This window comes from Halorhabdus sp. CBA1104, assembly GCF_009690625.1.
In the GTDB taxonomy this organism is placed as follows: Archaea; Halobacteriota; Halobacteria; order Halobacteriales; family Haloarculaceae; genus Halorhabdus.
Map to the genome: position 1 here is coordinate 2,503,527 of NZ_CP033878.1, position 26,116 is coordinate 2,529,642.

The 26,116-nt window shown below is 64.1% G+C and carries 24 protein-coding genes and 1 pseudogene; 9 read left to right on the top strand and 16 right to left on the bottom strand.

The window, feature by feature from the left end; genetic code table 11:
- Positions 1-84 precede the first annotated feature (84 nt).
- The 12 genes and pseudogenes from Hrd1104_RS12390 to Hrd1104_RS13500 form a co-directional block, all read right to left on the bottom strand.
- Positions 85-1,100, bottom strand: a pseudogene (locus tag Hrd1104_RS12390) (AIR synthase-related protein).
- Between the two features lie 83 nt (positions 1,101-1,183).
- The gene (locus Hrd1104_RS12395) at positions 1,184-2,227 is read right to left on the bottom strand and encodes an ABC transporter ATP-binding protein (RefSeq protein ID WP_154553052.1); all 1,044 of its coding nucleotides are present in this window, start codon (positions 2,225-2,227) and stop codon (positions 1,184-1,186) included.
- Positions 2,220-4,013 carry an iron ABC transporter permease gene (locus Hrd1104_RS12400; RefSeq protein WP_154553053.1) on the bottom strand — a complete coding sequence of 598 codons (1,794 nt, stop codon included), beginning with the start codon at positions 4,011-4,013 and terminating at the stop codon, positions 2,220-2,222. Before Hrd1104_RS12400 ends, Hrd1104_RS12395 begins: the two co-directional genes overlap by 8 nt.
- Before the next feature lie 2 nt (positions 4,014-4,015).
- The gene (locus tag Hrd1104_RS12405) at positions 4,016-5,164 is read right to left on the bottom strand and encodes a thiamine ABC transporter substrate binding subunit (protein WP_154553054.1); all 1,149 of its coding nucleotides are present in this window, start codon (positions 5,162-5,164) and stop codon (positions 4,016-4,018) included.
- Between the two features lie 171 nt (positions 5,165-5,335).
- Positions 5,336-6,187, bottom strand: a complete 852-nt coding sequence (rio1, locus tag Hrd1104_RS12410) for a serine/threonine-protein kinase Rio1 (RefSeq protein WP_154553055.1) — start codon at positions 6,185-6,187, stop codon at positions 5,336-5,338.
- Positions 6,188-6,273: 86 nt separating this feature from the next.
- Entirely contained in the window at positions 6,274-6,561 is a 288-nt protein-coding gene (gene eif1A, locus Hrd1104_RS12415) for a translation initiation factor eIF-1A (protein WP_154553056.1), read from the bottom strand.
- 98 nt (positions 6,562-6,659) lie between these two features.
- Positions 6,660-7,184: a hypothetical protein gene (locus Hrd1104_RS12420; RefSeq protein WP_154553057.1), complete on the bottom strand. Its 525-nt coding sequence runs from the start codon at positions 7,182-7,184 to the stop codon at positions 6,660-6,662.
- Positions 7,185-7,273: 89 nt separating this feature from the next.
- Positions 7,274-9,253, bottom strand: coding sequence for a DUF460 domain-containing protein (locus tag Hrd1104_RS12425; protein WP_154553058.1), 1,980 nt, complete (start codon positions 9,251-9,253; stop codon positions 7,274-7,276).
- A 49-nt stretch (positions 9,254-9,302) separates the two neighbouring features.
- Complete coding sequence (locus Hrd1104_RS12430) at positions 9,303-9,677, bottom strand: VOC family protein (protein WP_154553059.1); 375 nt, start codon at positions 9,675-9,677, stop codon at positions 9,303-9,305.
- A gap of 56 nt (positions 9,678-9,733) precedes the next feature.
- Positions 9,734-10,888, bottom strand: coding sequence for a sensor histidine kinase KdpD (locus tag Hrd1104_RS12435; protein ID WP_154553060.1), 1,155 nt, complete (start codon positions 10,886-10,888; stop codon positions 9,734-9,736).
- A 116-nt stretch (positions 10,889-11,004) separates the two neighbouring features.
- Positions 11,005-11,928, bottom strand: a complete 924-nt coding sequence (rnz, locus tag Hrd1104_RS12440; protein WP_154553061.1) for a ribonuclease Z — start codon at positions 11,926-11,928, stop codon at positions 11,005-11,007.
- A 91-nt stretch (positions 11,929-12,019) separates the two neighbouring features.
- Complete coding sequence (locus Hrd1104_RS13500) at positions 12,020-12,154, bottom strand: hypothetical protein (RefSeq protein ID WP_255470255.1); 135 nt, start codon at positions 12,152-12,154, stop codon at positions 12,020-12,022.
- 653 nt (positions 12,155-12,807) lie between these two features.
- On the opposite strand from Hrd1104_RS13500, the gene Hrd1104_RS12445 reads away from it, so the two are divergent.
- The 4 genes from Hrd1104_RS12445 (at position 12,808) to Hrd1104_RS12460 (ending at position 16,275) form a co-directional block, all read left to right on the top strand.
- A complete protein-coding gene (locus Hrd1104_RS12445; RefSeq protein ID WP_154553062.1) occupies positions 12,808-13,473 on the top strand; it encodes a TrkA family potassium uptake protein in 666 nt (221 codons plus the stop codon).
- Positions 13,474-13,814: 341 nt separating this feature from the next.
- Positions 13,815-14,249, top strand: coding sequence for an IS200/IS605 family transposase (tnpA, locus tag Hrd1104_RS12450; RefSeq protein ID WP_154553063.1), 435 nt, complete (start codon positions 13,815-13,817; stop codon positions 14,247-14,249).
- A gap of 59 nt (positions 14,250-14,308) precedes the next feature.
- Complete coding sequence (locus Hrd1104_RS12455) at positions 14,309-15,604, top strand: RNA-guided endonuclease TnpB family protein (RefSeq protein WP_154553064.1); 1,296 nt, start codon at positions 14,309-14,311, stop codon at positions 15,602-15,604.
- A 203-nt stretch (positions 15,605-15,807) separates the two neighbouring features.
- Positions 15,808-16,275 (top strand): hypothetical protein, encoded by a 468-nt coding sequence (locus tag Hrd1104_RS12460; protein ID WP_154553065.1) that lies wholly within the window; start codon positions 15,808-15,810, stop codon positions 16,273-16,275.
- Positions 16,276-16,341: 66 nt separating this feature from the next.
- Here Hrd1104_RS12460 and lrp read toward each other — a convergent pair whose 3' ends face one another.
- Positions 16,342-16,800, bottom strand: coding sequence for an HTH-type transcriptional regulator Lrp (gene lrp / locus Hrd1104_RS12465; protein ID WP_154553066.1), 459 nt, complete (start codon positions 16,798-16,800; stop codon positions 16,342-16,344).
- A gap of 126 nt (positions 16,801-16,926) precedes the next feature.
- On the opposite strand from lrp, the gene glnA reads away from it, so the two are divergent.
- Positions 16,927-18,297: a type I glutamate--ammonia ligase gene (glnA, locus tag Hrd1104_RS12470; protein WP_154553067.1), complete on the top strand. Its 1,371-nt coding sequence runs from the start codon at positions 16,927-16,929 to the stop codon at positions 18,295-18,297.
- A 21-nt stretch (positions 18,298-18,318) separates the two neighbouring features.
- Here glnA and Hrd1104_RS12475 read toward each other — a convergent pair whose 3' ends face one another.
- Entirely contained in the window at positions 18,319-19,158 is an 840-nt protein-coding gene (locus Hrd1104_RS12475; protein ID WP_154553068.1) for a phosphatase PAP2 family protein, read from the bottom strand.
- Positions 19,159-19,161: 3 nt separating this feature from the next.
- Positions 19,162-20,418: a YihY/virulence factor BrkB family protein gene (locus Hrd1104_RS12480; RefSeq protein WP_154553069.1), complete on the bottom strand. Its 1,257-nt coding sequence runs from the start codon at positions 20,416-20,418 to the stop codon at positions 19,162-19,164.
- 133 nt (positions 20,419-20,551) lie between these two features.
- On the opposite strand from Hrd1104_RS12480, the gene Hrd1104_RS12485 reads away from it, so the two are divergent.
- A complete protein-coding gene (locus tag Hrd1104_RS12485; protein ID WP_154553070.1) occupies positions 20,552-20,941 on the top strand; it encodes a hypothetical protein in 390 nt (129 codons plus the stop codon).
- A 27-nt stretch (positions 20,942-20,968) separates the two neighbouring features.
- Here Hrd1104_RS12485 and Hrd1104_RS12490 read toward each other — a convergent pair whose 3' ends face one another.
- A complete protein-coding gene (locus Hrd1104_RS12490) occupies positions 20,969-22,090 on the bottom strand; it encodes a tRNA (guanine(26)-N(2))-dimethyltransferase (protein ID WP_154553071.1) in 1,122 nt (373 codons plus the stop codon).
- A gap of 417 nt (positions 22,091-22,507) precedes the next feature.
- Between Hrd1104_RS12490 and Hrd1104_RS12495 the strand changes: the two genes are divergently transcribed.
- The 3 genes from Hrd1104_RS12495 to Hrd1104_RS12505 all read left to right on the top strand — a co-directional run bounded on the left by Hrd1104_RS12495 (position 22,508) and on the right by Hrd1104_RS12505 (position 26,112).
- Complete coding sequence (locus Hrd1104_RS12495) at positions 22,508-23,803, top strand: twin-arginine translocation signal domain-containing protein (RefSeq protein WP_154553072.1); 1,296 nt, start codon at positions 22,508-22,510, stop codon at positions 23,801-23,803.
- Between the two features lie 181 nt (positions 23,804-23,984).
- Positions 23,985-24,332: a hypothetical protein gene (locus Hrd1104_RS12500; protein ID WP_195837595.1), complete on the top strand. Its 348-nt coding sequence runs from the start codon at positions 23,985-23,987 to the stop codon at positions 24,330-24,332.
- Between the two features lie 94 nt (positions 24,333-24,426).
- Complete coding sequence (locus Hrd1104_RS12505; RefSeq protein WP_154553074.1) at positions 24,427-26,112, top strand: PAS domain-containing protein; 1,686 nt, start codon at positions 24,427-24,429, stop codon at positions 26,110-26,112.
- Positions 26,113-26,116 lie beyond the last annotated feature (4 nt).

Below are 26,116 nucleotides of genomic sequence, written 5' to 3' on the forward strand. Positions count from 1 at the left end.
GGGTTCTGTCCGGGACTACTAAACAACTTTGCTTGCTATTGTACAAACTAATTTGTATTCGGCCACGCCGACGAACACGTCGCCTCAGCGGTCCGACAGCCGCGCCATGGCGTCCCAGGCGGGATCGCTCGCCGGTGGCTCGACTCGCTGGCCGTCGAGGTGGACGCCCCCTTTCCCGTCGGTCGCCTCGACTCCTCCGACTACTGCGGCCGGCGTCCCGCGCGTTTTCATCGCTTCGACGACCGCCGTCGCTTCTTCGGGGGTGCCGTGAGCAGGAGGCTCCCTGCACTGGAGACCGTCCAGGGATCGACGCCGACGGCTTCACACACGGGCTGGACGCCCGGCTGGATCGGGGCCGGCTCCCGCTCGACGACGAACCGGTGGCCGGCTCCCGTTGCCATCTCGGCGAGCCCACCGATGACTCCGCCCTCGGTGGCGTCGTGCATCGCGTGCAGCTCCCCGGCCTCGCTGGCCCGGGTTGCGTCTGCGACCCCGAGGATGTCCTCGACGCGCTCCTGTGCCGTCGCGACGGTCTCAGCTGAGAGGTCCAGGGCGTCCGGGAACAGCGTCGCGAACAGTCCGGCCGTCTCCGCGCCGGGACCGGTCGTGAGGACGATCGCGTCGCCCGGCTGTGCCCCGTCCGGGCGGACGAGATCCGCCGGGTCACCGACACCCAGGGCCGTAGCGCCACCGACCCACGAGTACTCGATGCCTTCGTAGCGGGCCGTGTGGCCGGCGACGACACTCACACCTAGCGATTCGGCGTGGGCGGCCATTCCGTGCCAGGCCCTGGCGAGTTCGGCGTCGGTCATCTCCGTCGGCAGTGAGAGACTCACGGTGACGTGTGTCGGCGCGATGCCCGAAACGGCGACGTCCGTTAGCACGATATCGAGCGCCATGCGCCCGGCCCGCTCGAAGCCAAGCGTGGGGAGAATCGAGAGCGGATCGGTCGCCGTCACGATCGCGCTGTCCTCGACAGAGAGCACGCCGAAGTCGACGCCGTGTTGGGGGCCAAGCGCCACGTCCGCACGGTCGGCACCCAGTTGTGGCGCGATGATCTCCTCGAAGGTCGCGTCGTCGATCTTTCCGCGATCCGGCATTGCCACCCGTAGGTCCGTCGCCGTCAAATCGTCGGCGCTTTCCTCCCGTTGTGGGCTGGCACTGCTGACGGCGTTCGGATGCGTCACTCGCCCCCGACGACGGTCACGTCCGCGCCGTCAAAGCCAAGTGTGACGGTCTCGCCCTCCGGTGCGCGCTGGGTCCTGGCTCGGATCGAGTGGCCGTTCCACGCACAGTGGACGCGGTAGGCGTCGCCCAGGAACTCGACGTGTTCGACCGTCGCCCAGAGTGTCACTTCGCCGGCCCCGAGGTGGATGTCTTCGGGACGGACACAGACGATCGCTTCATCGCGCTCGGGGAGCGATTGCGGGCGTTCGATCCGCTCGCCGTCGATCGCCAGAGACTGACCGCCACCGTCGACCCGCGCGTCGAAGACGTTGTTCTCGCCGACGAATTGGGCGACAAAGCGCGTCGCGGGGTTGCGATAGACCTCCTCCGGGGTCCCGACCTGTTCGATCCGACCGTCGTTGACCACGCCGATCCGGTCGCTGATCGCCAGCGCTTCGGCCTGGTCGTGGGTGACGTAGATCGTCGTGATCCCCAACTCGCGTTGGATCTCCCGCACTTCCAGTCGCAACTGCTCGCGCAGTCGCGCATCCAGCGCCGAGAGCGGTTCGTCGAGCAGGAGGACGTCCGGGCCGGGTGCGAGTGCGCGAGCGAGGGCGACGCGCTGTTGTTGCCCGCCTGATAGCGACTCCGGCTGTCGATCCGCCAGGCCAGCCACCTCGACGAGTTCCAGCAACTCGGCGACGCGTTCGTCGGGAGCGGTCTCGCCCGGCGGCGATCGGTACCGGAGGCCGTAGGCCACGTTCTCCCGGACGGTCATGTGCGGGAACAGGGCGTAGTTCTGGAAGACGATCCCCACGTCACGCTGTTCGGGCGGCAAGCCGGAGACATCGCGGCCGCTGATTCGAACTGATCCGCTCGCGGGCGTCTCGAAGCCGGCGACGGTCCGCAGCGTCGTCGTCTTGCCACACCCGGAGGGCCCGACGAGCGTGAAGAACTCCCCCTCGGCGACCGACAGCGTCACGTCCGACAACGCCGGGACGTCACCGAAGGTCACGGCGACGTCTTCGAGTTCGACCCCTGTTCCGGTCGAATTAGCCATCGTATCGTCCCCCGACGCGATCGATAACCACGAAACTGGCGGCTGTCACTGCGAGCAGGACGGACCCCATCGCCGTGGCGGGGCCGAGACTCGGCCCGATCGAGCGGTTGCCGACGTACCGCTCCAAGGCGACCGGCATCGTGTGACTGGCTCCGCCCTCGGCCAGCAGGACAGTCGAGTCGAACTCGCCGATACTGATCGCGAAGGCAAAGGCTGCCCCGGCCACCAGTGGGGCGACGATCAACGGCAGGGTCACCGTCAGCAGGGCACGGAACCGCGTCGCCCCCAGCGATCGCGCGGCGTCGACGATCCGGTCGTCAATCCCGGCCAGAGCGGGAGTTACGTTTCGCGTCACGAACGGGTAGGCCGCGACGGCGTGGGCGGCGACGACCGCGAGCCAGCCGGTCACGGTGAGCCGGTGGCCAAACACGTCGACGCCGAAGACGAGTGTCTGGAGCAGGCCCAGGCCGACGACGATGCCGCTGACGGCGATCGGCGCGGACAGCAGCGTCTCCGCGAGGCGACTCCCCCGCCCGCCGCGGGTCGCGACCAGCGAGACGATGACGCCCATCGGGACGGCGACGGCAAGCGTCCCAAGAGCGAACAAAAGCGAGTTGCGAATCGCCGTGAGGGGCGCGATCGTCCCGACCGCAGCGGAGGCCTGCTGTGCGAGCAGGAACTCGTAGTACGCCGTCGTGAACGCCCCTTCTGGCCCGGTGACGCTCTCGACCAGCAGGCTGAGGACTGGCCCGAGAAAGACCACTGCCGCGATACAGCCGTAGGCGAGTACTGCCAGGCGACGTGGATCACGAAGGGTCCCCAATCCGTCCAACAGCGCCCGTCGTGAACGCGAGCGGCCGCCCGAACGGGACGCGATCTGCCCCGACTCGTACCGGAGGTAGAGGTACATGAGGGACAGCGAGAGCACCGATTCGAGGACGGCCAACGCGGCGGCCGCTTCGAGGTCGAGTGATTGGACCTTCGCGTAGAGCCACACTTCGACGGTCTGTAACTCCAGGCCGCCCAGCGACAGCACGATCGGGAACGACATGAACGAGAAGACAAACGCAAGCACCGTCGCCGAGAGCACCGCAGGGAGCAACTGGGGAAGGACGACGTCCCGGAACGCGCGAATCGGGGTTGCGCCCATCGCTCTGGCCGACTCGATCTCGCGGGCGTCGACCCCTTCCCAGGCACCCGTCACGAAGCGAGTGACCAGCGGCGCGTTGTAGAAGGCGTGGGCGAGGACGATCGCCGGCAGCGTATAGAGCACGTCGATCGGTCCCAGGCCGACGACCGCGAGGGCGTCGTTCAGGAGCCCGGTCTGGCCGAACATCGCCTGGAAGCCGACCGCCACGAGGATCGACGGGAGGACGAAGGGAACAATCGTCAGCGACGTGAGCGTTCGCCGTCCCCAAAAATCGTAGCGGGCAAGCACGTACGCGCCGGGAAAGCCGAGTGCAACGCTCGCGAGTGCGGATAGGGCTGCCTGGTAGGCGGTAAAACCGAACAGACCGAACTCGATCGCACTGAGGGGCCCACCCGCAGCGAGCCACGAGCCTACGCCTGCAGGAATGCCCGTTGGGTCAGCAAAGACGTGATGGGCCAGGCCGACGTAGAACGGGTCAGCGAGGACGTCCACGATCGGTGCCAGCGGGGTCCCGCCAAGGTCGATCGCGGCCAGAAGCACGCGACCGACGGGGTAGTAAAAGACGACGACAAGCACTCCCAGCGTGGCCACCACGCCGGCCGGGAAGACGACCCGATCCGACGACGGCCACCGCATCCTCACGCGTTGACTTCGCGGGCCCAGTCCTCGATCCATCCCTCGACGTTCCCTGCCAGTTCGTCGTAGGAGAACGTGACGGGTTCGGCTGGCTCGTAGGCGTACTTCGAGAACTCCGCGCCGGGATCGACGCCCTCGACGGCCGGGAACTGGACGTTCCGGACCGCGATCTCGGCCTGGGCGTCCGGTGAGAGCACGAAGTCCATGAACTGCTGGCCAAGCTCCGGTGTGTCGGCATCGGCGAACAGCCCCATCATCTCCGGGTTGGCGTACCCTTGGTCGTTGATGAACCCGACCTGGTGGCGCGACATATCGACGCCCTCGCCGTGATAGTAGACCTGATCGGTCGAGTAGGAGACGACCATCGGCGCTTCCTCGTTCTGGTAGGCCTGATAGGCCGGCTCCCAATCGGAGAGGATCGTCACGTCGTTGGCCAGCAGGTCCCGCCAGTACTCAAGGTAGCCGTCCGGTCCCTTTTGGGCGATCGTCCACAGGAGAAACGCCCGGCCCGGATCGGATTGCTGGGCGTTCTGCGCGATGAGGTCACCCTGATACGGGTCGGTCGTGAGTGCGTCGAAGGTTGCCGGGTTCTCGACCTCGTTTTCGTCGTAGACCAGAGAGATGTACCCGGTGTCGTAGGGGACTGCCCGCCCGCGTGGGTCGGCCTGCAGTCCCGGCTTGACGTCTCCAGCCCGCTCTAAGTCCGGCGTCGCGAACAGCGAGCTATCGAGTTCCTGATCGGCCCGGACGAGCTCCGACGTGTTCAGCCCGACGTAGGCGTCGACATCCAGGGGGGCACCTTGCTGACGGCGCAGGATGTACTGGTTGAGGCCGCTCTCGGGCGTGACAAACTCGACAGTCACCCCGTCGTGGGCCGACTCGAAGGCCGACTTCAACCAGTTGCCGGCGGTCCCCTCGCCAGTGAACGAGGAGTATGTCGCCACCCGCAGCGTCCGCTCGGCCGTCACGGAACCGGTCGTCGTGTCTGTCTGCGTTGCGGTGTTCTCGGCGTTCGTGTCCGTCTCGGTATTCGTCTCCGTCTCGGTCGTCGACGATCCCTCGTCCGTTTGTTCTCCGCCCGTACAGCCGGCCAGTGCCGTCATCCCGACGGCACCCACACCGGCTGTTCGAAGGAACGTGCGTCGTTTCACCACCTGGTTGTTCGACTGGGTGGTGATGTCCTTTGCGGTTTGCAGCAAACGTCTCTACTGCTCGCTGGCTGTGCTGTTACTCTCTCAGTGTGCTATCGCGCTCGTTCAGTCGGCACGTGCGATGATGGCTGCCATCCACGAACCACCTCGTCCAATCGAGGCGTGTCTCACTTACTCGTCGTCGCCGGTGATGTCGTCGTACAACTCCTCGGCCGTCACCTCGACACCTAGTCCGGCGAAGAAGTTCGCGACGTTTGCACAGTCTCGCTGCAGGAAGTCGTCGGCGTTGGGCGAGAGGACCGTTACGGCCTGGCCGAGGTCGATCACCACGAGCTGACCTTCGTGGAAGACGACGTTGTACTCAGAGAGGTCCCCGTGCACGAGGCCGGCGTCGTAGAGGCGGCGCATGTACTCCCGGAGGACCTCGAAGGCCGTCTCGGGGTTCTCGATGTGGACCTCGTTGAGTCGCTTGGCCCGCCCCTCGGCGTCGGTCGCGATGTACTCCATGACGAGGACGTTTCGCTCGACGGCAATCGGTTCGGGCACCCGGACGCCGGCTTCTTTGGCGCGCCGTAAGTTGGCGAACTCCTTGCGGACCCAGGCAGTGACGACCTTCTTCTTGTCCGAGCCGATCCCTTCGAATCGCGGGTCGCCGTCCAGATACCCGCGCATGTCCTTGAAGTCGGAGGCGTTGATCCGGTAGACTTTGACCGCGACCTCGGTGTCTTCCGGGCCTAATGCAGTATAGACGTTTGCCTCCTTGCCAGTCGAGATCGGCGCACCGAAGGCGTCGATGTGGCCGTCCTGGACGAGTTTGTACAGCGCAGCGAAGGTCGCGTCGTCGAAGACCGACGCTTCGACTTTGAACTGCTCGGTGTTCTTGATGCGTTTGCGAAACTCGCTGAACTCCCGATCTCGGCGGCGGGCGATCCGGTCGGCTTCGGTATCCGCGACCTCGATTTCCTCGAACTCGTCACCTGGCTTTTCGGCTCCCTCGTCGTCGATCAGGCCGAACTCAGCCATCGTCGCCCCGCGAAAACAGTCGGTGTGGGCCTCGATCCCGCTTCGACCCAGCCAGTCGGTGGGGTGCCACCGTCATGTCTCGCCCGTCACGGTTCCTGAATGTGGCCCTCCTCGCGCAACTGGTCGGCTTCCTGTTTCTCGTAGCGCCAGGTAACGTCGGCTTTCTCGTCTTGCCAGTCCCACGGACTGACCAGAACAACGTCGTCTTCGCGGATCCAGATGCGCTTTTGCATCTTGCCCGGGATACGAGCGGTCCGCTCGACGCCGTCCATACAGCGGACGTTGATGCGGTTTGCCCCCAGCATCTCTGTGACGATTGCGAACACCTCGTCGTCGTCAGGCATGCGAAGATCCGTGCGCTCCTGATCGCTCATATCTCCCGCTACGGGAGGCAGGGGTTTAAGGTTTGGAAACCGCCTCGGGCCGGTCTGGTCCCTGGCCACTCACTCGCCACACGCCGACCGCCCCCCGCTCAGTGTAGCGTCCCCTCACGGACGTGCTCGTCGTAGGCAAACAGCGCATAGCCGACCTCGGCGGGGGAGTAACCCGTCGCTTGCGCGATCTCACGGATCGGCTCGATCATCGTCACGTAGTCGGCCGCGTCGAACGATTCCTTGCGTCCCTCCACATGTTCGAGGCGCTCCAACGAGGCCCACACGCGCGTGTCGACGACGGCGTGCCGGCCGGGATCGAGCGCGGTCAGCACGGCCGAGGCCGTCGGCGCTTTGAACCCCGAGAGCCCGCTGATGAGCCGGATCTTCGAGAAGTCGCCCTCGACTCGTCGGACGTTTTGCGTCACTTCGATACAGCGCGCTTTTGGGTTCGATTCGACGTGGTAGGCGCTTCTGGTCGAACTCTCGAAGGCCAGGTCGTAGAGTTGCTCGCGGGTGAGATGGCCCTGCTCGCGATACTGTTCGCCGAATTCGGCGAGGCGTTCGGGTACCAACCCTTGCGTGTCCGCGTACCGATCCAGGTTTTTCGCGACGAACTCCTCCATGCGGACTCGTCGGTCCCTGGTCCACAAGAACCCTCACTTCGGGTCCGACGAGCGGTGGCACGCGCGAGTCGGTGAGTGCTCGACTTGCCTCACACGCTCCCGCCGTGTCCGGAGGCGCGGTGTTCGGAGATGAGCTGGTCGACCATCTCGGCGGTCCGGGCCTTCTCACGCTCGCTCTCGTAGTCGCGCCACTCCTCGATTGCGGCCTCGACTTCCCGTTCGCGGGCGACGGCGAGTTCGTCGACCTCCTGGACGGTGACGGCGTCGGCCGGCGCGATGGGCACGCGTCGCTCGAACAGCACCTCGTCGGAGACGTCCGAGAGTCCGCCTGTCCGGAGGACCAGCCGCGGTTCCAGGTCGGCCAGCAGTTCGGCTGTCGATCGCCCGGCACCCGTGGCGTCACGGAACAGGATGATGTCGTCCTCGGCGAGGCCAAAGCGGTCGTCGGCGTCCTCGATGGCCTCGGTGGTGAACTTCTCGACGACCTTCACCGGGACCAGGCCCTCTTTGGCTTTCTCGACGTCGGCAAAATTGGAGTGATCGAGCTTCCAGAGGGCTTTCAGACGTTCGAGCTTGCCTTCGAGATCCGCGACGCGATCGCGCTCGTCTTCGAGTTCGCGTTCGAGGCGGTCGTTCTCGCGTTCGAGGCGGTTGACTTCCCGCCGTTTGCGCGTCTCGGCGCGCTGCTCGCTGCGGGCGGCTTCGAGTTTCTCCTCGTAGGCCGCGATCGTCTCGTCTTTGTCCTCGATCGTGCCACGGAGGTCCTCGACGTGTGATTCGAGGCGATCGACGCGTTCCCGGAGGCGTTTGATCTCTTTCTCTTCGGGGCTCAACTCCCGTGGTTCGTGCTCGCTCGTCTCCGTGGCTTCGCTCTCGTCGTCGCTGAGGTCTTCGAGGACGCTCTCGACGGATTCGTCGTTGGCGACGACCCGCGCGAGGACGGGGCCGACCTCCTCGCGTGGCGGGACTTTCGCCGCGACCCGCTCGAACTGCGTTTCGTGATCGTCGTAGGCTTCTAGGGCCGCCGCCAGGGCGTCCCGTTCGTGGTCGTTGTCGTAGGCCTGTTCGCGCGTTCGGTGCAGTTTCTCGTCGACGGCGAGGTCGCTGTCGGGCGTCCAGCCGGCGGCGTCGAAACTTCGGCGCAACTTCTCGACGGTCTCGGGCATCGGTGTCACGTCCGCGGCGACGAGGAGCGGTCGCCCACGCTCGATGACCCACTCGATGACTGCTGCGGTATCGTCGGTTCTCGTCGAGTAGACGTCCAGTACCTCGCCGTCGAGGCTGAGGACGGCCACGGCGGTCGTCGTTCCCGGGTCGACCCCGACGACGACGTGATCGCGCCGGTGGGCGAGTGGCTCGAATTCGATCCCGTCCCGACGCTCACGCTCGATCTCGATGCGGGTGTCGCCGGACCGCTCGGCCGAGATGGGGATCTCACCCGGGCTCGCTTGCACCTCGAAGACTGCGTTTGCGAACCCGCCGTACTTCTCGGTGACCTCCCGCTCGTAGTCCAGTGCGGCCGCGTCAAGTTCGCGTTCGACCTCGCGCGTTCGCTTTTTGACCGAGCCGTGGATGCGCCGCGTGTAGCGGTCCTCGCTCCACCCACCACCACCGCCCGTCGAGCGACCGCGGGCGACTTTCAGGCGTGTCGTGTCGGTAAACGCCGAGACTTCATAGCCCACGTTTCCCGCGGCCAGACGGGCTGTGGCCTCGGCTTCTTCCATCGGGTCCTTGCCGTATGGCACGCCGTGGCGCGTCGCGACCCGTGATAGCGGCTCTGGCTGTTGGTCACCGGTCACCTGGACGAGTCGCGTCTCCTCGGGCAACTCGCGGAGGAAGTGCACGAGGGCGTCCTTGTCCTCGGCGAGCTCGTACATGTTGTCCGTGGCGACGATCGCCGGTGTCTTCGTCTCGATCAGCCGGCGGAGCTTCCGGTGGCTCACCACGTCTCGCTCGATGGACTCGCCGTCGAAGATCACCAGCGCGTAGGCGGGCGAGTTACCTCTGACGTCCCCGCTTTGGATATCCACGCCGAAGATCACGTCGTCCAGGGCAGCCGTCCGTTGCACGGCCGTCGGTAGGGGAGTCAGGAGTATAAACGCCGTGGCGTCCCCACGCTCATCCGTCGAGCGGTCGGTAGAACTCGATGGTGTGTCCGTCTGGATCTTCGAGGAACGTCGCCTTGGCGTCGGCAGCCTCGACGACGTGTGGTTCGGTGCGGACCGACCCACCGGCTTTGCGGGCCTGCTCGGCGACGCGCTCGACGTCTTCGACGAGGAACGCAACGTGGTCAGTGTCTGCCCGCGACGGCGCGATCGGCGTCGTTCGCGTCGGATCGTGCTTGAGTTGGAGTTCGCCGTCGCCAGCACTGAGGTAGACATTCTCGACGCCGTCGGCAGTGAACGAGCAGGTTCGTTCGAACCCCAGATCCCCATAGAACGATAGCGAGCGATCCAACTTCGACACCCAGAGTGCGACGTGCGTCAGGTTCATGCCGGGACGGTTCCCATTCCTGACGGAAGACGCTAACGGCCCCTGTCTAGGCTGTGTTACTCGGAGTCTCCGTCGGCAATCGGCAACTGGACGGTCACGACTGTGCCCCTGGGATCCCGATCCGCAAACGAGATCGAGCCGCCGTAGCGATCGACGAGCATCCCGACGATGTACAGGCCCAGTCCAGACTGACTGTCTACCTCGTGGCCATCGGGGTTCAGCGCGGCTGTGCGCTCGGCCGGCGGGATGCCTGGGCCGTTGTCGGCTACCGAGACAGTCACCGCCCTCTCGCTTGCTTCTACCGATACTTCGACGGACGGGTTTTCCCGATCGTTGTGTTCGACGGCGTTGGTGAGCAGGTTGTGAAAGATCGTCGAGAGGAGTTCGTCGGCGGCGACGGCGACGTCCGGCAGTTCGCCGTCGACGGCGATCGTCGCCCGGCGATGGACCTCGCGTGCGTTGTCGACTTGCGTTTCGAGGACTCGTTCGAGTGAGATCCGACGACTGGTCGACCGATCGTCCACACCCAGTGACGCGACGAACGCCCGGACCTGCTCGGTCAGTTGGATCGCTTCCTCGGTGGTGCGTTGGACACGTTCGAGATAGTCCTGTCCGTCGTCTTCGACGTAGCTCTCTAAGTGACCGGTCATGCCGCTGATGATCTGGAGGTCGTTGCCGATATCGTGACGGACGATTCGGTTGAGCAAGGCGAGTTTCTCCCGCTCGTCGGCCAGTCGCTCCCGTTCAGCTTCGAGATCGCGGCGACGGCGCTGGCTGCGAGCGTCGTATCGGCCGACGAGTAGCCCGCCGATCCCACCGATCGACGCCAAGCCGCTAACGACGACGGAAATATTGGTCAACTCGACGCCGGCGGACAACTGATAGCCGACGATTCCAAGCGCGGCGAACGCGCCGAAGGCGGTCCCGAGGAACCACCACACTGTGACGGCAACGGCGAGTTCGCCGTCGAAATCGGTGTTTGCGAGCCAGTAGCCGCCGCCCAGGACACTCAGCCCGAACGTCATCGGCACGACGGTGCCAAGCAAGGGGGACCCGGTGGCGCTGGCACTCGTGACGGCCCGTATCAGCGGGACGACGACCCCGGCCAGGCCGGCTGCAGCGATGAACCAGGCACTGGCGAGACGAATACCCCGCGGCGACGCGGCGTCGAGACCCCGTGCGATGAGGGCATCGGCCCGCTGCTTGGCCATTACGACGTACTTAGACTACAGGGAAGTAACTGTTCTGACTTCGAGACACTGGCGCTTTCGCTCTCCAGTTTTCGACCGTTTCGACGGTGACGATCGCGCTCTCCTCCTCTACCGTGTCATTCGCTGTCCGGGAACGGGACATCGAGCGTCTGGCCGTCTGCCGCGACGAAAGCACCGTCACCGAATGCGTCTCGGGCCTCTGTTTCGAGGCGGTGGCCCTGCCCCGCGTACCGCGTCGAGACGTGGGTGAGTGCGAGCCGCTTTGCCCCAGCCTCGGCGGCCAGCGTCGCCGCCTCGCGCGCCGTCGAGTGCCCGGTTCCGGCCGCCCGTTCGGCGCGATCGTCGGCGAACGTGCCGTCGTGGATCAACAGCTCTGCATCCTCGCTGGCTCGCCGGACAGCCTCGACTGGCCGCGTATCGCCCGTGTAGACGACGGTCCGTCCGGGTCGGGGCGGCCCGACGACCTCCTCGGGCTGGATCGTCCGCCCGTTGTGTTCGACTGGCTTGCCGTCGTGGAGTTTGGAGTACTTTGGCCCCGGTGAGATCCCGAGCTTTTCCTCGGCTTTCTGGCGGTCGAATCGGCCCTTGCGGTCGTCCTCTTCGAGGACGTAGCCGATCGACCGTGTGCGATGTTCGGTCTCGATCGCTCGAATCTCGTACTCGTCGGCGTCTAGCACCACGTCCCCTGCCCGATTTTGCGTAATCCGAATGGGGTAGGAGGGACGGTCGCCGGTCGCTCCGATGAGATCCTCCAGTCGGGACCGCGTGCCCTGAGGGGCGTGAATCGCCAGCGGGGCCTCGCGGTCGTTGAAGTCCATCGTCTGTAAGAGGCCCGGGATGCCCAGGACGTGATCGCCGTGGAGGTGGGTGATGAAGATGTGTGCGACGTCGAATCCCGTCCCAAAGTGCATCATCTGGCGCTGAGTCCCCTCACCACAGTCAAAGAGCAGTCGCTCACCGTCTCGGGAGAACATGATCGCCGAGGGGTTACGTTCGGTCGTCGGCACCGCACCGCTGGTCCCAAGGAACGTCACGCGCATTACCCGTCTGTCACCCGTCGACGGCTAAACGCCCTTCGAATCGACCGGGCGGCGACCGCTCGTCTCTTACCGGTTCGGGATTGTCGGCCTCTCACCGTGATGGCGTCGCTAGCATCCGGCCCCCACAGACGGCACAGGCCACGGGCCGGCGCTCGCCTGCTGTCTCCCAACCACACTTGGCACACTCGAACGTGTAGGGGTACTCGTCGCTGTCCTCCTCACCCATCTCACCCACTCCCTGTACTTCCTCCCAAATCAGTGTTGATATCGGCTGTCGATCTCCCCGTGTCCGACTACTTCGTCGATTGGGAAACACACATCTGCCAGTTCTCCCCACGACCGTGACCAATCTGTCTCAGGTCATCTCGACTGGTTCGCTGGATCACTGTGCTGTCCCTGTGCGGTCTGCTCGTCGTCGAATGGACTGCTCCTGAACAGCGACTGTTGTATTCGTAGTCGGATAGTCTTTCATTTTGATTGTAATATCGGAAAGACTCGACGCATCGTCGTCGTTTTGGGGTGCAAATTTGGTGGTATGGCAAAGCCTTTTTACAGCGTGGGTCGTGAGAACTTTTATCGGAGGTGATGTGAACGCACTACACACTCTCACTTGGTATGGCCGACGCGTGCTGCATCCCTGATCCTGTGATCGACTGTCCCTAGCCCCAGCGACCCCTGTCAGCTACTTTCCAGGCCCTAGAATGGCCCACTCCATCGGTGCGGTCGTCACTGTTTGGTCTCTCGATTGTCACTATTCGAGCGCTCCACGGGAGAGGCTTCTATGGCTGTGGCTCACTTCTCATCGAGATGCTCCCGATCGGCTGCTTGGAGGGGCCAATGAGGGGAGCGTTTTTAGGTGTGGTGGTACTTCACACAGGTATGCACTTCGTCATCGTCGGGTTCGGGCGGGTCGGGATGCGTACCGCCAGGGTGCTCCGGGAGGAGGACCACGACGTCACGATCGTCGAGATCGACGCCAAGCGGGCCGAGCGCGCACGCGAGGAGTCCTTCGAGACGATACTGGGCGACTGCACTGATACGGACACCCTCGACGCAGCGGGCATCGCCGAGGCGGACGCCATCGCCGGGTTGACGGGCGATCTCAACGCTAATTTCGCCGCGTGTATGATCGGTACCGAACACGGTTGTCGGACGGTCCTGCGGATCGATGCGGATTATCGGGAGGAACTGTACGACAACTACGCCAGCGAGGTCGACGAAGTCATCTATCCCGAGCGGCTGGGTGCCGCGGGGGCGAAAACGGCTATGCTCGGCGGTGATTTCGACGTCTTGGCGGACCTCACCGAGCACCTGACCGTCACGTCGATCCGTATCCCGGCGGACTCACCGGTGGTCGGTGATCGTGTGGTCACGCTCGATCTTCCTGGCTCCGCCCAAATCTACGCCCACGGTCGCAACGACGAACCGATGTCGATTCCGCTGCCCAGAACCACGATCGAACCCGGCGATCGCATCGCGATCACTGCCCCACCCGAGGCTATCGAGGAGATCCGCACCCATCTGACTCCCGCTGTCGACGCCTGAGGGGCTCTCGCTGGCTATTTCACTCACGAACGCGTGGCTGTATCACTGTGTGCCGTTCGGGCCTGTCGAAAACGGGTGGGTGCCCGGGCGCGCTGTGGGAGGATGGGAAAACGACGAGGCCGTCGGTGCGCGCCCATCCTAACTGCCTGGTGGGGCCTACAAAAACTGCGTCAGACGAGTGCATGACGGCTCGCTGATACAGACCGATAGCGCATACCTCCGTCTTCAGGCGGAGGTCAAGCGGTAGGCATAGTGCGTCAATCCACAAGTCCCGCCATTACTGGATTTCCCACGCTTCACCGAAGGTATTAACACGCTGACGAACCATAGTGTGAACACGGATGAAGACCACACGGCACGCGACCTACAACCTCAACTACCACATAGTGTGGTTGCCGAAGTCTCGCAGAACAGATGGTTCTGCGGACATCGCGGAACAGGGTTCCGCTCAGTACCGTCAGTCGGTACTCGTCTACGAGGTCGCCGACCGTGTGCGAGACATCCTCCACGAGATCGCCGACGACAAGGGCTTGGAGATAATCGACCTGACCGTTCAACCCGACCACATCCACCTGTTCGTCAGTAGTCCACCGAAGCACGCGCCGTCACTTCTCGCCAACTGGTTCAAGGGTATTTCCTCGCGGAAATACAACCACCGCTACGCCGACAACGACGGCGAGAAGATTCGATGGGCACGGGGCTACTACGCAGGAACGGCGGGGCACGTTTCCAGCGAGACGGTGCAGGATTACATTCAGCGTCAACAGAACTCATGAGTTCTGTTTGGCACACGAGAAACGCCGCGTTTCTCGGGACGTCACAAGGAGGATGACCAATGACGGAACTCACCAAGACGCTGGAACTGAAACTGGTAGACCCGAACGCGCACAAACGGCGGAAACTCCGCGAGACGCGGGACGCCTACCAGCAGGCCCTTCAAGATGCGTTCGACGCTGGTTGTACCACCCAGACCGAAGCGAACGACATGGTAGTCAACTACGACCTGTCGGGGTACGCGAAGAACGCCCTCAAGAAGTACGTCCCGCAGTTGACGACGACGTACAACGCGGGCGACCTTCACGACGACCACCCTGTTCGGTTCACCAACGAGGGGGTACGCCTCGACCACCAGCCCAAGAACGCTATCGAGTGGTACGTCAAAATCCCGCACCACGAGGATTACCACCTCTGGATGCCAGCACAGCCGAATCCCGACCAACGGGACTGGCTGGAAGCGTTGAACGCTGGTGACGCAGAGATGGGTGAGAGTCGGCTGTTCCAGCGGGATGGGACGTGGTATTTCCACGTCACCGCCACCCGCGACGTGGAGGATTGTTCCAAGGTGTCCGCCGATGAACGGACGCCGATCGGAGTGGACATTGGGGAAGCGTCACTCGTCACGGTGTGTCACCGCGACGGCCACGGTTCTCCGACCCGCCCTGAACTATGGGCTGACGAAGGCAAAACCGTTCGTCGGCTTCGCAAGACCTACTTCACCGCCACGCGACGGCTTCAAGAACGCGGAAGCGAGCGTCTCGCCGAGTCATTCGGTGACGACCTGTGGAACCAGATAGACGACGTGCTCCATCGTGTCACCCGCGAAGTCGTGGAGTACGCCGAATCCGTCGAGAATCCCGTGCTGGTTCTGGAAGACCTGACGTACATACGGGAGTCGATGGACTACGGCGAATATATGAACCGCCGTCTCCACGGATGGGGATTCGCCAAACTCCATGCGCAGATACGGTACAAGGCCGTTGAGAAGGGGATTCCTGTCGAGACGGTGAATCCTCGAAATACCTCGAAGGAGTGCCATGCGTGCGGTGAAGTTGGGTATCGCCCGAGGCAGGCGACGTTCAAGTGTACGAACGACGACTGCTGGATGGGCGAGTACCAAGCCGATGTGAACGGGGCGATAAACATCGCAGACCGCTACCTCAGCGGAGAGAGTCGTTTCAGAGAACACGAGAACGACGATGACTCGGCTGAGGATGGGGCGTGTTTGACCGCGCCACAAGACAGCCAAGCCGTTAACGAATCGCGAAGCGATTCGTTCGCACACCAGAAATCTTCGATTTCTGGGGACGATGCTGAAGTCCAGCAGGAGACGCTTGGAACGTATGCGTCTTGAAACCACAGGGCCGACTCGTTCGGCCTGAAATCCCGTGGCGGGATTCCCGCGTCTTCAGGCGCGGGAGGAGGTCAACCGAGGGCTTTTGCCCGTCAGCACCGACAGGCAGGACATGGACTCCTGGGACGTGTTGTTCGACCGAGCGAAAGACGTCGAGACGTCCGTCGACGCTATCGGCCAGCGGTTGGCGGCCCACCGGGCCGATGACGACGAGTGACCCCACGCGGTTCGTGGCTGACGCCGACGTGTTGGCGGCGGACCTGCTGGTCGGCGGCCAGGCCCGGCAGGCGATGGCACGTATTCGTGCCCACGACTGGCTGACGCTGCTCGCCAGCGACGCTCTCCTCGCCGACGCCGCGGCCCTGATTGCGGACATCGCGGGGCAGTCACTGGCTACTGACTGGCGTGCCCGGATCGAGCGTGAACGCCACTCGGTCACCCATCCGGATGGGGACCATCCGGCCCTGGCATCGGCTGTCGCCGGCGACGCCGGGCACGTCCTCTCTTTCGACGAGCAACTCACTGGCGCACAAGCCGGTGTCGCACTCCGAAGATACACGGTCAGCGTCCGCTCGCCAGCGGCATTCCTGGCTGTGTTCGATGCCCAATCACTGTACGAAGCGACGGTCGGTGGGGACTATCCTGGGCCGGATCGTGATCCGCGACAGTGAGCGGTCGCAACCGAGCCCGACTGCCACGCCGAGTCGCGATTTACGCCGTCGGTTCGGCCGGGGCGCTCACTGCTCGATATCGAGTTCGAACTGTTCGTGTTCGACGGCCGCGTTGAGCACGACGCTCGTGTTTGACTCTTTGATCTCGGGGTCGGTAAGCAGGCTCTTGATCTCGGCGTTCATGTCGTCGGTGTCGGCGAACTTCCCGACCGCGATGATGTCGTGATCGCCCGTCACTTCGTAGACGCTGATCATCTGGTCGAGTTCTTCGAGTCGATCAGTAACTTCGGGCAGAGCGCTTCCTTCGACTTTCAACTGGAGGATCGCCGTGACGTCGTAGCCGATCTCGCCGTAGTCGACCCGCGGTGTGTACCCCTGAATGATTCCCTGTTCTTCGAGATCCGAGAGATGGTTCGAGACCGTCGTGACCGAGACGTCGAGGTCGTCGGCGAGGCTTCGGAGGCTTGCGCGCCCGTCGCTCAGCAGTTCGTTGATGAGCTTGCGGTCGAGATTTTCGTACGTCATTGGCGTCACTGACGGGATCTACCCATTAGAATTTTACGAATATCCAATTCTCGAAGTGACACGGAAGATTTGCGCAGAGCGGCAGTGTTTTTATATCGGGGGTACAGTTCGGGAGTGACGAGAAAGATGACAAACGATCAGCTCACAGACGGCGGGTTGTCCGCCGAGGCCGAGGCAGTGCTCGAAGCGATCGACGAGAAGAACGTCGACTTCCTGCGGTTGCAGTTTACGGACATTCTGGGGACCGTCAAGAACGTCTCGATTACGGCCGACCAGGCCGAGAAAGCCTTCACCGAGGGGATCTACTTCGACGGCTCGTCGATCGACGGGTTCGTCCGGATTCAAGAGTCGGACATGCGCCTCGACCCCGATCCGTCGACCTTTGCCGTCCTGCCGTGGCGGACCAGCGAGGATAGCGCTGCCGCCCGTCTCATCTGTGATGTGATCAACACCTCGACTGGCGAACCCTTCGAGGGCGATCCGCGTGGCATTCTCAAGACGGCCATCGACCGCGCAAACGAGATGGGTTACGAGGTCAACGTCGCCCCCGAACCCGAGTTCTTCCTCTTCGAAGAGGACGAGGACGGTCGTGCGACCACGAAGACCAACGACGTCGGCGGGTACTTCGACCTCGCGCCCAAGGACCTCGCAAGCGACGTCCGCCGGGACATCATCTTCGGCTTAGAGGACATGGGCTTCGACATCGAGGCCTCTCACCACGAGGTCGCCGAGGGCCAACACGAGATCAACTTCACCTACGACGACGCCCTCTCGACGGCCGATAACGTCGCCACCTTCCGGTCGGTCGTCCGCGCCATCGCGGCCGAACACGACCTCCACGCCACGTTCATGCCCAAGCCGATCCCGAAAATCAACGGCTCGGGGATGCACACCCACATCTCACTGTTCACCGCCGAGGGCGAGAACGCCTTCCACGACGGTGACGACGAGTTCGACCTCAGCGGGACGGCAAAGCAGTTCCTCGCGGGTATCCTCGACCACGCGCCCGCGATCACCGCCGTCACGAACCCGACCGTCAACAGCTACAAGCGCCTGGTCCCAGGCTACGAGGCACCCGTCTACGTCGCCTGGTCCGATCGGAACCGCTCGGCGCTGATCCGCAAGCCCGCCGCCCGCGTCCCCGCCGCCAGCCGGATCGAGGCCCGTTTCCCCGATCCGTCCTCGAACCCGTACCTGGCCTTTGCGGCGCTTATCCACGCTGGCCTGGATGGGATCGAGAACGGAATCGACTGCCCCGATCCAGTCCGGGAGAACATCTACGAGTTCGACGAGGCAAAACGCGACGAGTACGGCATCGACACGCTGCCCGAGAACCTCGGCGAAGCGCTCGACGCCCTCGAAGACGACGAGGTTATTCTCGACGCGCTTGGCCCCCACACCAGCGAGAAGTTCCTCCAGGCCAAACGCCAGGAGTACAAGGACTACCTGGTCGACGTCTCCGAGTGGGAACTCGATCGCTACCTCGAGACGTTCTGAGACGAGCCACCGGATCGCTTTTTACTCGTTTTTGCGGTCGTTGCCGACGGCAAGCGGCGCGGCGACGACGGCGACCCCGCCACCGGCGGCGAGCAGCGTCAGCGCGACCTGGGACAGTTCGAGCCGGAGTGCGAACAGCCCTATCACTGCGAGCCCGCCGCCGATTGCGATGGCACTCGTCCGATAGCTCGGCCGGCCAGCCCCCAGCAGTTCCCAGCCGACGAACCCACCGAGGGCGAATCCAGCGGCGAACAATCCATCGGTGTCGAGTGCGACAAGCAGTGGGCTCGTTGTGCCGATCACGCCCGCCAGCGCGAAGGTGCGTCGGGGCGTCCCTGCCACTCTGGTCGCGACGGCGAGGTAGGTCAGGCCCAGGCCAATGCCGACACTCACTTCGAGCGGTCGGTGGACACCCAGAGCGACCCGTGAGGCAGCGATCGCGACGATCGCGCCTCCGGCCACCAGGAGCGGTCGTCGATCGTCGTCGGCAAACACCCACGCCAGGCCGCCCCAGCCGACGGCCGCGCCCGTGGCGTGGCCACTCGGGAAGGCGTACCCGCCAGGGCCGACGACCCAGGTGTAGATCGATTCGACGACAGGCCCCATCCCCTCACTGCCGGGCAGGGTGGAAGCGCCCCCCGGGCGAGTGATTGCGAGCCCTGTCTTGAGAGCGGCCGTCAACGCGAGAGCGCCGGCGATCAGCCCCAGAAGCATTGCTTCCCGCGTGCGGTCGCGCCCACCGCTACGGAGTCGGCCACCGAACAGGTACGCGGCGATGCCGATGCTCACAACCACCAGCGGGTCCCCGAGCAGCGTCACACCGGCGACGGCGAGCCACGCCGCCGAGATCGGATCGATCACGGATCAATCGCGCCAGTCACGAATTCGATCCAGGAGGCGACCTGGCGCGCCTACGATTTTGGTCGCCACGCCGATCAGCACCATCAGCGCGTACAGGCCGAGTGTCGACAACCAGATCACCAGCATCGCCAGGATTGCCCAGCCGCCGCCCAGGAAGTAGAAGGCCCCGAGCGTCATGACTGTCCCGTACAGCAAGACGAGGTACGGTCCCCAGCCGTGGGCGTGACCCCGACGGACGCGACGGCGGACGTACCGCTCGAGGTCGCTTTCGAAGTCATCACGATCGACCGTCCGGTCGTCGATCTCGGCTTCGAGGCGCTCGATATCGGCGCGTAACTGTTCGACCTCCGCGTGCTGGTCGGCCTCAGTCTGGCCGCTGCCCTCCCGATCCAGCGCGTCGGTCCCGTCGCCCGCCCCGTCTCTCCCGGTCATTGTCGGGTCTCTCCCGGACGTGTGAGGCGATCGAAGTTGTAATTGCCGGTCTGGCCCCGCAAGGACGGCGTTGACGACGCCCCCAAGCAGGAGGACACTTGCCCCAACGTACAGCCAGGTGACAAACAGCAGTGCGCCGCCAACCACGCCGTAGACGTCGAACTGGCCGGCATTCGCGGCGTAGACCCGAAAGACGACACTCAATACCGTCCACCCGACGGCGGCCGTGATCGCCCCCGGGGCTGCTTCGCGGAGCCCGACTGACGTGGCTGGGAGGACGATGTACACCGGCAACAACAGGCCCGATAACGCGACAACGACCGCACTCGTCTGGGCGAACCCGGCGAAGGCGATACCCGCCTCCGAGAGGAGGACTGTGCCAGTGACGACGGTCCCCACGCCGATCCCCAGCGCGAGTAACGCGAGACTTGCCCTCCGCAACTGGCCGCGGAACGTTTCCTCGTCGGCGGTGCCATAGATCGTTCCGAACGCTATCGTGAGACCGCGAAAGACACGCAACCCACTCCAGGCCAGCACGCCGACCCCGACGATGGTCGCACTGGTTCGACCGCTCTCACTGACGAAGGCTTCCTGGAGCAACTGACGGCCACTGGGCGAGAGTGCCCCGCTGACCGTACCGATGACCTGCTGGGCGATCGCATCGCCACCAAGCAGCGAGCCGACGGCCACGACCAGCAAGACAAGCGGGAACACCGAGACGAACGCGTAATACGCCGTCCCCGCCGCCAGAAAAGATAGTCGAGTCTCCCGAACGGTAGTGACGATCTCCCGGGCCGTCCCGATCAATTCACGTCCCTGTCGTTGCATGGGCGTTGCTCCACCCGGCCACGACAAAACCGCTTGGCTGGTTTCTCGCTGTCTGTCCGCTGGGCGGGGCTGCAACTTACCGTATCTCTCCTGGAGCGAAAACTGATTACGTCAGGCTCCCGCAACTGATGGTATGAACCAGCGACTGGTCTGGCGCATTCGCCAGGTCACCGGTGCGGGCTTTACCGGCGGCCTCCTGTTGGTCGGATGCGGACTCGCGGGACTTCCCGGGTCGCTGCCGCTTTCGATCGCCCTGATCGGCAGTGGCCTCGCCGGCACGGCACTGCGCCATCGTCTCTATGGCCTGCTGGACAATCGAGCGTTCGAGGCATATCTTACCGCCCTTCCCGCCGGCCCACTGGTTGCTGGCCTCGTCCTGTTGGTCTTTGCCGGGGCGTCGCCGGGTGAACTCCAGACGCTTGGCGGCGTCGTTGGCCTCCTCGCGCTGCTCAATCACCTCTTGCGCCCGATCTACGGCCTGCTCTCTCTCGTCGTCACTCGCCTCTCGGGTGCGCTGGCCTGACGCTTCTGCCCCGTTCCACGTCGCCGCCTACAGCTTTGCCGTTGCCGTCCGAATCGCTTCGACGTCGGCATCCGTTTTGAACGTCGTCCCGCCGTAGTGGGTGCGGCTGGCGTCGTAGCCCCCCTCCCGGAGCGCGGCGAGAAAGTCGTCCATGGCCATCGCCGACCGGTCCCAGCGCTTACAGAGACGGTGTTGATCGTAGTGGGTCGGTTCGTCCAACTCTGCCGAGAGCGTTTCGAGGAGCGTTCCTGCACGGTCGCGGCTCCCCATCGTCTCTTCGAGGTGTGTTTCGACCGTATCGAGGAAGCCGGACTCGTGGGTCGACCCGAGCCACAGCGGCCCGGCTGTCTGGAGGTGCTCACCGCAGTGGGGACAACTCTCTGGCGGGTCGGCGACGAGTCCATCGGCCGTCGAGCGATACAGACAATGCTGGCAGTGGTGGACGTGGCCGAGTCCCGCGATCGCATCGTCGGCGACCTGTGCGCCGTAGTCGAACTCGAGGTAGGTCCGCACGTAGTGATCGCTCGCGTGGGTGAGGATCGGCCGGGCCGCAACGTCGTAGCGTGCGGCGGTCCGCACCAGCGCGCCCAGGAGCATCCGGACCGCCATCTCGCCGTGGTACTCGGTATTTCGCGGGACCGCGCTGTAAGACCGGACGCCACTGTTGAAGTGAGCCCCACACAGGGGCGCGAGGTCGGTCGCCGTCACCGCGAGTAGGCGACTCGCGCTGTTGACCGCGGCGTCGGCAAACGGGATCGGCGTCCCGAACGGGTCCAGATCCACGACGTCGAACTGTCGTTCGTGCATGAGTGCGTTTGCGTTCCGGTGGACGACGTCGCCATCGAGGTCGTTGCTAGCGAGATTTGCCCGGCAGCGCTCGACAGCATCGTGATCGACGTCACACAGTGTCGTCTCGAAGTCGTTTGCGGCCGCCCGCACGCCGCGGATGCCACTTGCCGCCGTCGCATCGAGATAGGTCTCGACGGGGTGCTCGTCGCGAGCGTCGATCCGTTCGCGGTAGGCTTTGAGTGTGGCGACCGTCAGGTCTCGATTCAACTCCTGGTCGGGATTGAAAAAGACGGCATCGCCGACACCTGCCTCGGCCTGCTCGGGGACATCGACGGTTACCCGTCCCTCCGTGACACGCATATCCTCGCTGGGCCGGCCGTGAGGAAAAGCCCCTCGCTCTTGGCCATCCTCGAGTGCCCAATTGGCCACCGCTCTGCCAGGTCTGTCGTCACCCGTCGGGCGTATCGCCTTTTATACCATCTGTGATCATAAGTACTGCGAGGGTGCTCGTCGCGCCAGCATCTACAATATAAAAATGTTGGGGACGGGACGACGACGGACCGATCGTTGGCCCGAGAGGCTATCGTCCGGTCGGTGGCACGAATCTCGTCCCAGAGTGCATGCTGTGCCACTTTTCACTACCGCTCTGTGAGTATAAACACGGCAATCGCTGCGTTCAACCGCTTGCCGGAGAGCCGATCGGCCCTGTGCTCCCGCATTTTATATGTCATGATCGACCCCCTCCATTTATAACCATATAGAGTATATAAGTATGTGATGTCGCACGACACGACCAGGCGGACGTTCCTGCAAGGGATCGGCGCGACTGTAGCGACCGCGGGTATCGCCGGAACGGCGAGTGCGTACGAGCCTCGTTCGGCGACGCGGTTTGCACAGTTCAACATCGAGGATCTCACAACGTCGCAGGTTCAAGAAGAAGAGACTAGTTTCTACGAAGACAGCTCCGGCGACGAGCAGGCAGCTGCGGCCGCAGAACTCATTCAAGAGATCCGGCCGGACGTCCTCGTCATCAACGAGCTGACAAACAACATTCAGCAGGGCAAGAAGACGGACAAGACGAACATCCGGGCGTTCATCGACAACTACCTCCGCGTGCCACAGCGGGACGATCTGGACCCGATTCCGTTCCCGTACACCTTCCAGCCACCGGTCAACACCGGCGTCCTCCCCGAGGAGGATTACGACTTCAACAAGGACGGGAGTGCGGGCGAGCGGCCCGGCGACGCCTACGGGTTCGGGTTCTACCCCGGCCAGTACGGCATGGCGATCGCCAGTCAGTATCCCATCCTGGAATCCGATATCAGAACCTTCCAGGAGTTCCTCTGGGCGGACATGCCCAACAACCTGATGCCCCTCGACGACGGCTCGATGGACCTCGACGAGGACGGCATCTACCTGACTCCGGAGGAGACAGACGCGTTCCGTCTCTCCTCGAAGACCCACGCCGACATTCCGGTTCGCGTAGACGGCGAGCCCGTTCACGTCCTCACGTCTCACCCGACCCCGCCACAGTACGACGGGCCGAACAACTTCAACGGCCGCTGGAACCACGACGAAGTCCGGTTCTGGGCGGATTACGTCGCCAACGCCGAGTACATCTACGACGACGACGGCAACGAGGGCGGACTCGACGACGATCGCTACGTCCTCATGGGCGATCAAAACGCCGCGGTCATGGGCGAACGCATCCTGAAGCCGGCCCACGCGTTCTTCCGGGAGAACAAGGACTTCTACACGGACGAACTCCCGAGCAGTCCCGGCGGCGAGAACCTCGGCAAGCCGCATGCGACCCGGATTCGCGGGCCGCGACCTGGCCAGGCCGGTGATGGCGATACCGTCGTCGGCCAACTGGATCGCGTGCTGCCCTCTCCCGCCCTCTCCTACGAGGATGGCGGCGTCGTCTGGCCCAAACCGAGCGATAGCCGGATCGAGACGGTCCGAGCCGCGTCCGACCACCGTATGGTCTGGGCCGATCTCGAATCCCCGTCCCAGTCGTCCGGTGTCAGCGAACTGCTCGCAGCGCTCCGATCGGATTCGTCGTCTGCGGACTAGCCTCGACGCGTTGTCGGCCCCAGCGGGCCGAGCGCCGTCCCCTCCGCCTCGAACTGCCGGTCCCGGCGGGTTGACGTTCACCGCTCTTTTTCGGGCGGGGTTGTGATTCGATCTTCGTTGCTGTGTCCCGAACACTGCGTGCACCGAACCTGTTTTGCCCGACGCCATCCAAACGGAACCAGTGACTGGCCTCGAAGAGTGGCAAGCGGCTCTCGCTGAAGCGGGCGAACTCACCGCCGACGTCGTCGACCGTATCACTACTGTCCACGACTCCCGTGGCGTCCGGGCCATCGAGGCTGTCGCCGAGGATCGCGTCAAGGAATACGAGGACTTCACGGTTGTCGTCGGCCACAGCGACGAGTACGTCATCGAGGGCGGCGGCTGTACCTGCGAGGACGCCGCTTACAATCTGGATCCCGACGATCCGACCGCCCTCTGCTGGCACGTTTTGGCGGTCAAGATCGCCCGGGAGATCGACGCTGTCGACCACCACGACATGTACTACTCTGACGTCCGGGATTTCGTGTGACGGCCGGCCAGTCTCGTGGGTGACGATCGAAAGCCGTCATTTGCTAACTGTACCCATGATTTAATGGTTCAGGATTCCAAGACCGGGTACAATCATGGAGTCGCGGGACGAGATCGTCGTGTTGCACGTCGACGACGAGTCCGCGTTCGTCGAGACGGCCAGCCAGTTGCTCGCCCGTGAGGACGAGCGCCTCGTCGTCGAAACCGCGACCAGTGCTGCCGCGGCCCTGGACGTACTGGCGGAGATCGATGTCGATTGCATCGTCAGCGACTACGAGATGCCCGACTGTGACGGGATCGCGTTCCTCGAAGCCGTTCGTGCTGAGTACGATGACCTGCCGTTTATCCTCTTTACGGGCAAAGGGAGCGAGGAGATCGCCAGCGATGCCATCTCTGCCGGCGTGACCGACTATCTCCAGAAGGGGGCAGGCACGAGCCAGTACGCCGTCCTGGCCAATCGGGTCACGAACGCGGTCGCGACCGCCCGCAGTCGGGACCGGGCGGCGACGATGCACCGGATGCAGAAAGTCCTCCGGGACGTCAACCAGCGTCTCGTCCGCGCTGAAAGTCGGGCTCAGATCGAAGCGGACGTGTGTACAGTTATCAGCCGGATCGAGCCCTACGGACTGGTCTGGATTGGCGCGCCTGCGGGCGGCATCGTCACGGTCCGCGCGAGTGCCGGTCCCGCAACCGACTATCTGGATGCACTCACTGTCGAGATCGATGATGCCGCTCCCGCGGTGGAACCGACTGCACAAGCTCTCGGCGGAGCCACGTCGGTCGTGGTCCAGTCGATCCCGGACGATCCTGCCCCGGAGTCCTGGGAAGCCCTCGCCCGCGAGCACGGCCTCCGAGGTGTCGTCACCGTCCCACTCGTTCACGGCGGCCGGCAGTTCGGGGCCTTGAGTGTCTACAGCGACCAGCCGGCGTTTTTCGACCAGCGGGAACACTCTCTGCTGGCCGAACTGGGCGAAGACGTCGCACACGCGATCCATCGGGCCGAAAACGAGCGGGAATTGCGAGACAAACAGGCCGACCTGCGCGTCTACGAGCGGGCCGTCGCGTCTTCGAGTGATCTACTGGCCGGGATCGACACCGACTATACGCTCATTTTCGCCAACGAGCGCTACCGGGAATTTCACGGCATTTCCGAGGATGCCGTCGGCGAGATCCCGCTGCCCGACGCCTTAGGCGAGGTCTGGTCCGAGCAAATCAAAGCACGCGAGGATCGCGTTCTCGATGGGGCGATTCTCAACTACGAAGTGACGCGGACGGGCCCGGACGGTGACGAACGGACCTTTTCGGTCCGCGATTATCCACTGAAAGACCGCGACGGTACGATCCTCGGGGTCGTCGGGGCGATGCGGGACATCACCCCGCGAAAGATCGCCGAGCGAGAACTCAAACGCTACAAGCAACGGTACGATCTCGCCGTCGAGGCGGCTGAAATCGGCATCTGGGATTGGGATATCCGGACCGACGAGGTCCAATTCAACGAGCAGTGGGCGACGATGCTTGGGTATTCGATAGCGGAGATCGACAACACCATCGACGCCTGGGAACAGCGTGTCAATCCGGAAGATCTCCCCGACGTCGCGGCCGCCTTGGACGCTCATCTGGCCGGTGAGACCGACCGCTACGAGAGTGAACATCGCATGCGAACGGCCGGCGGGGCCTGGAAGTGGGTCCAGGACATCGGTCGGGTGACTCGCCGCGACGAGGACGGCGACCCGCTCCGTGCTGTCGGGGTGCACATCGACGTCGACGATCGCGTCGGGTGAGCCT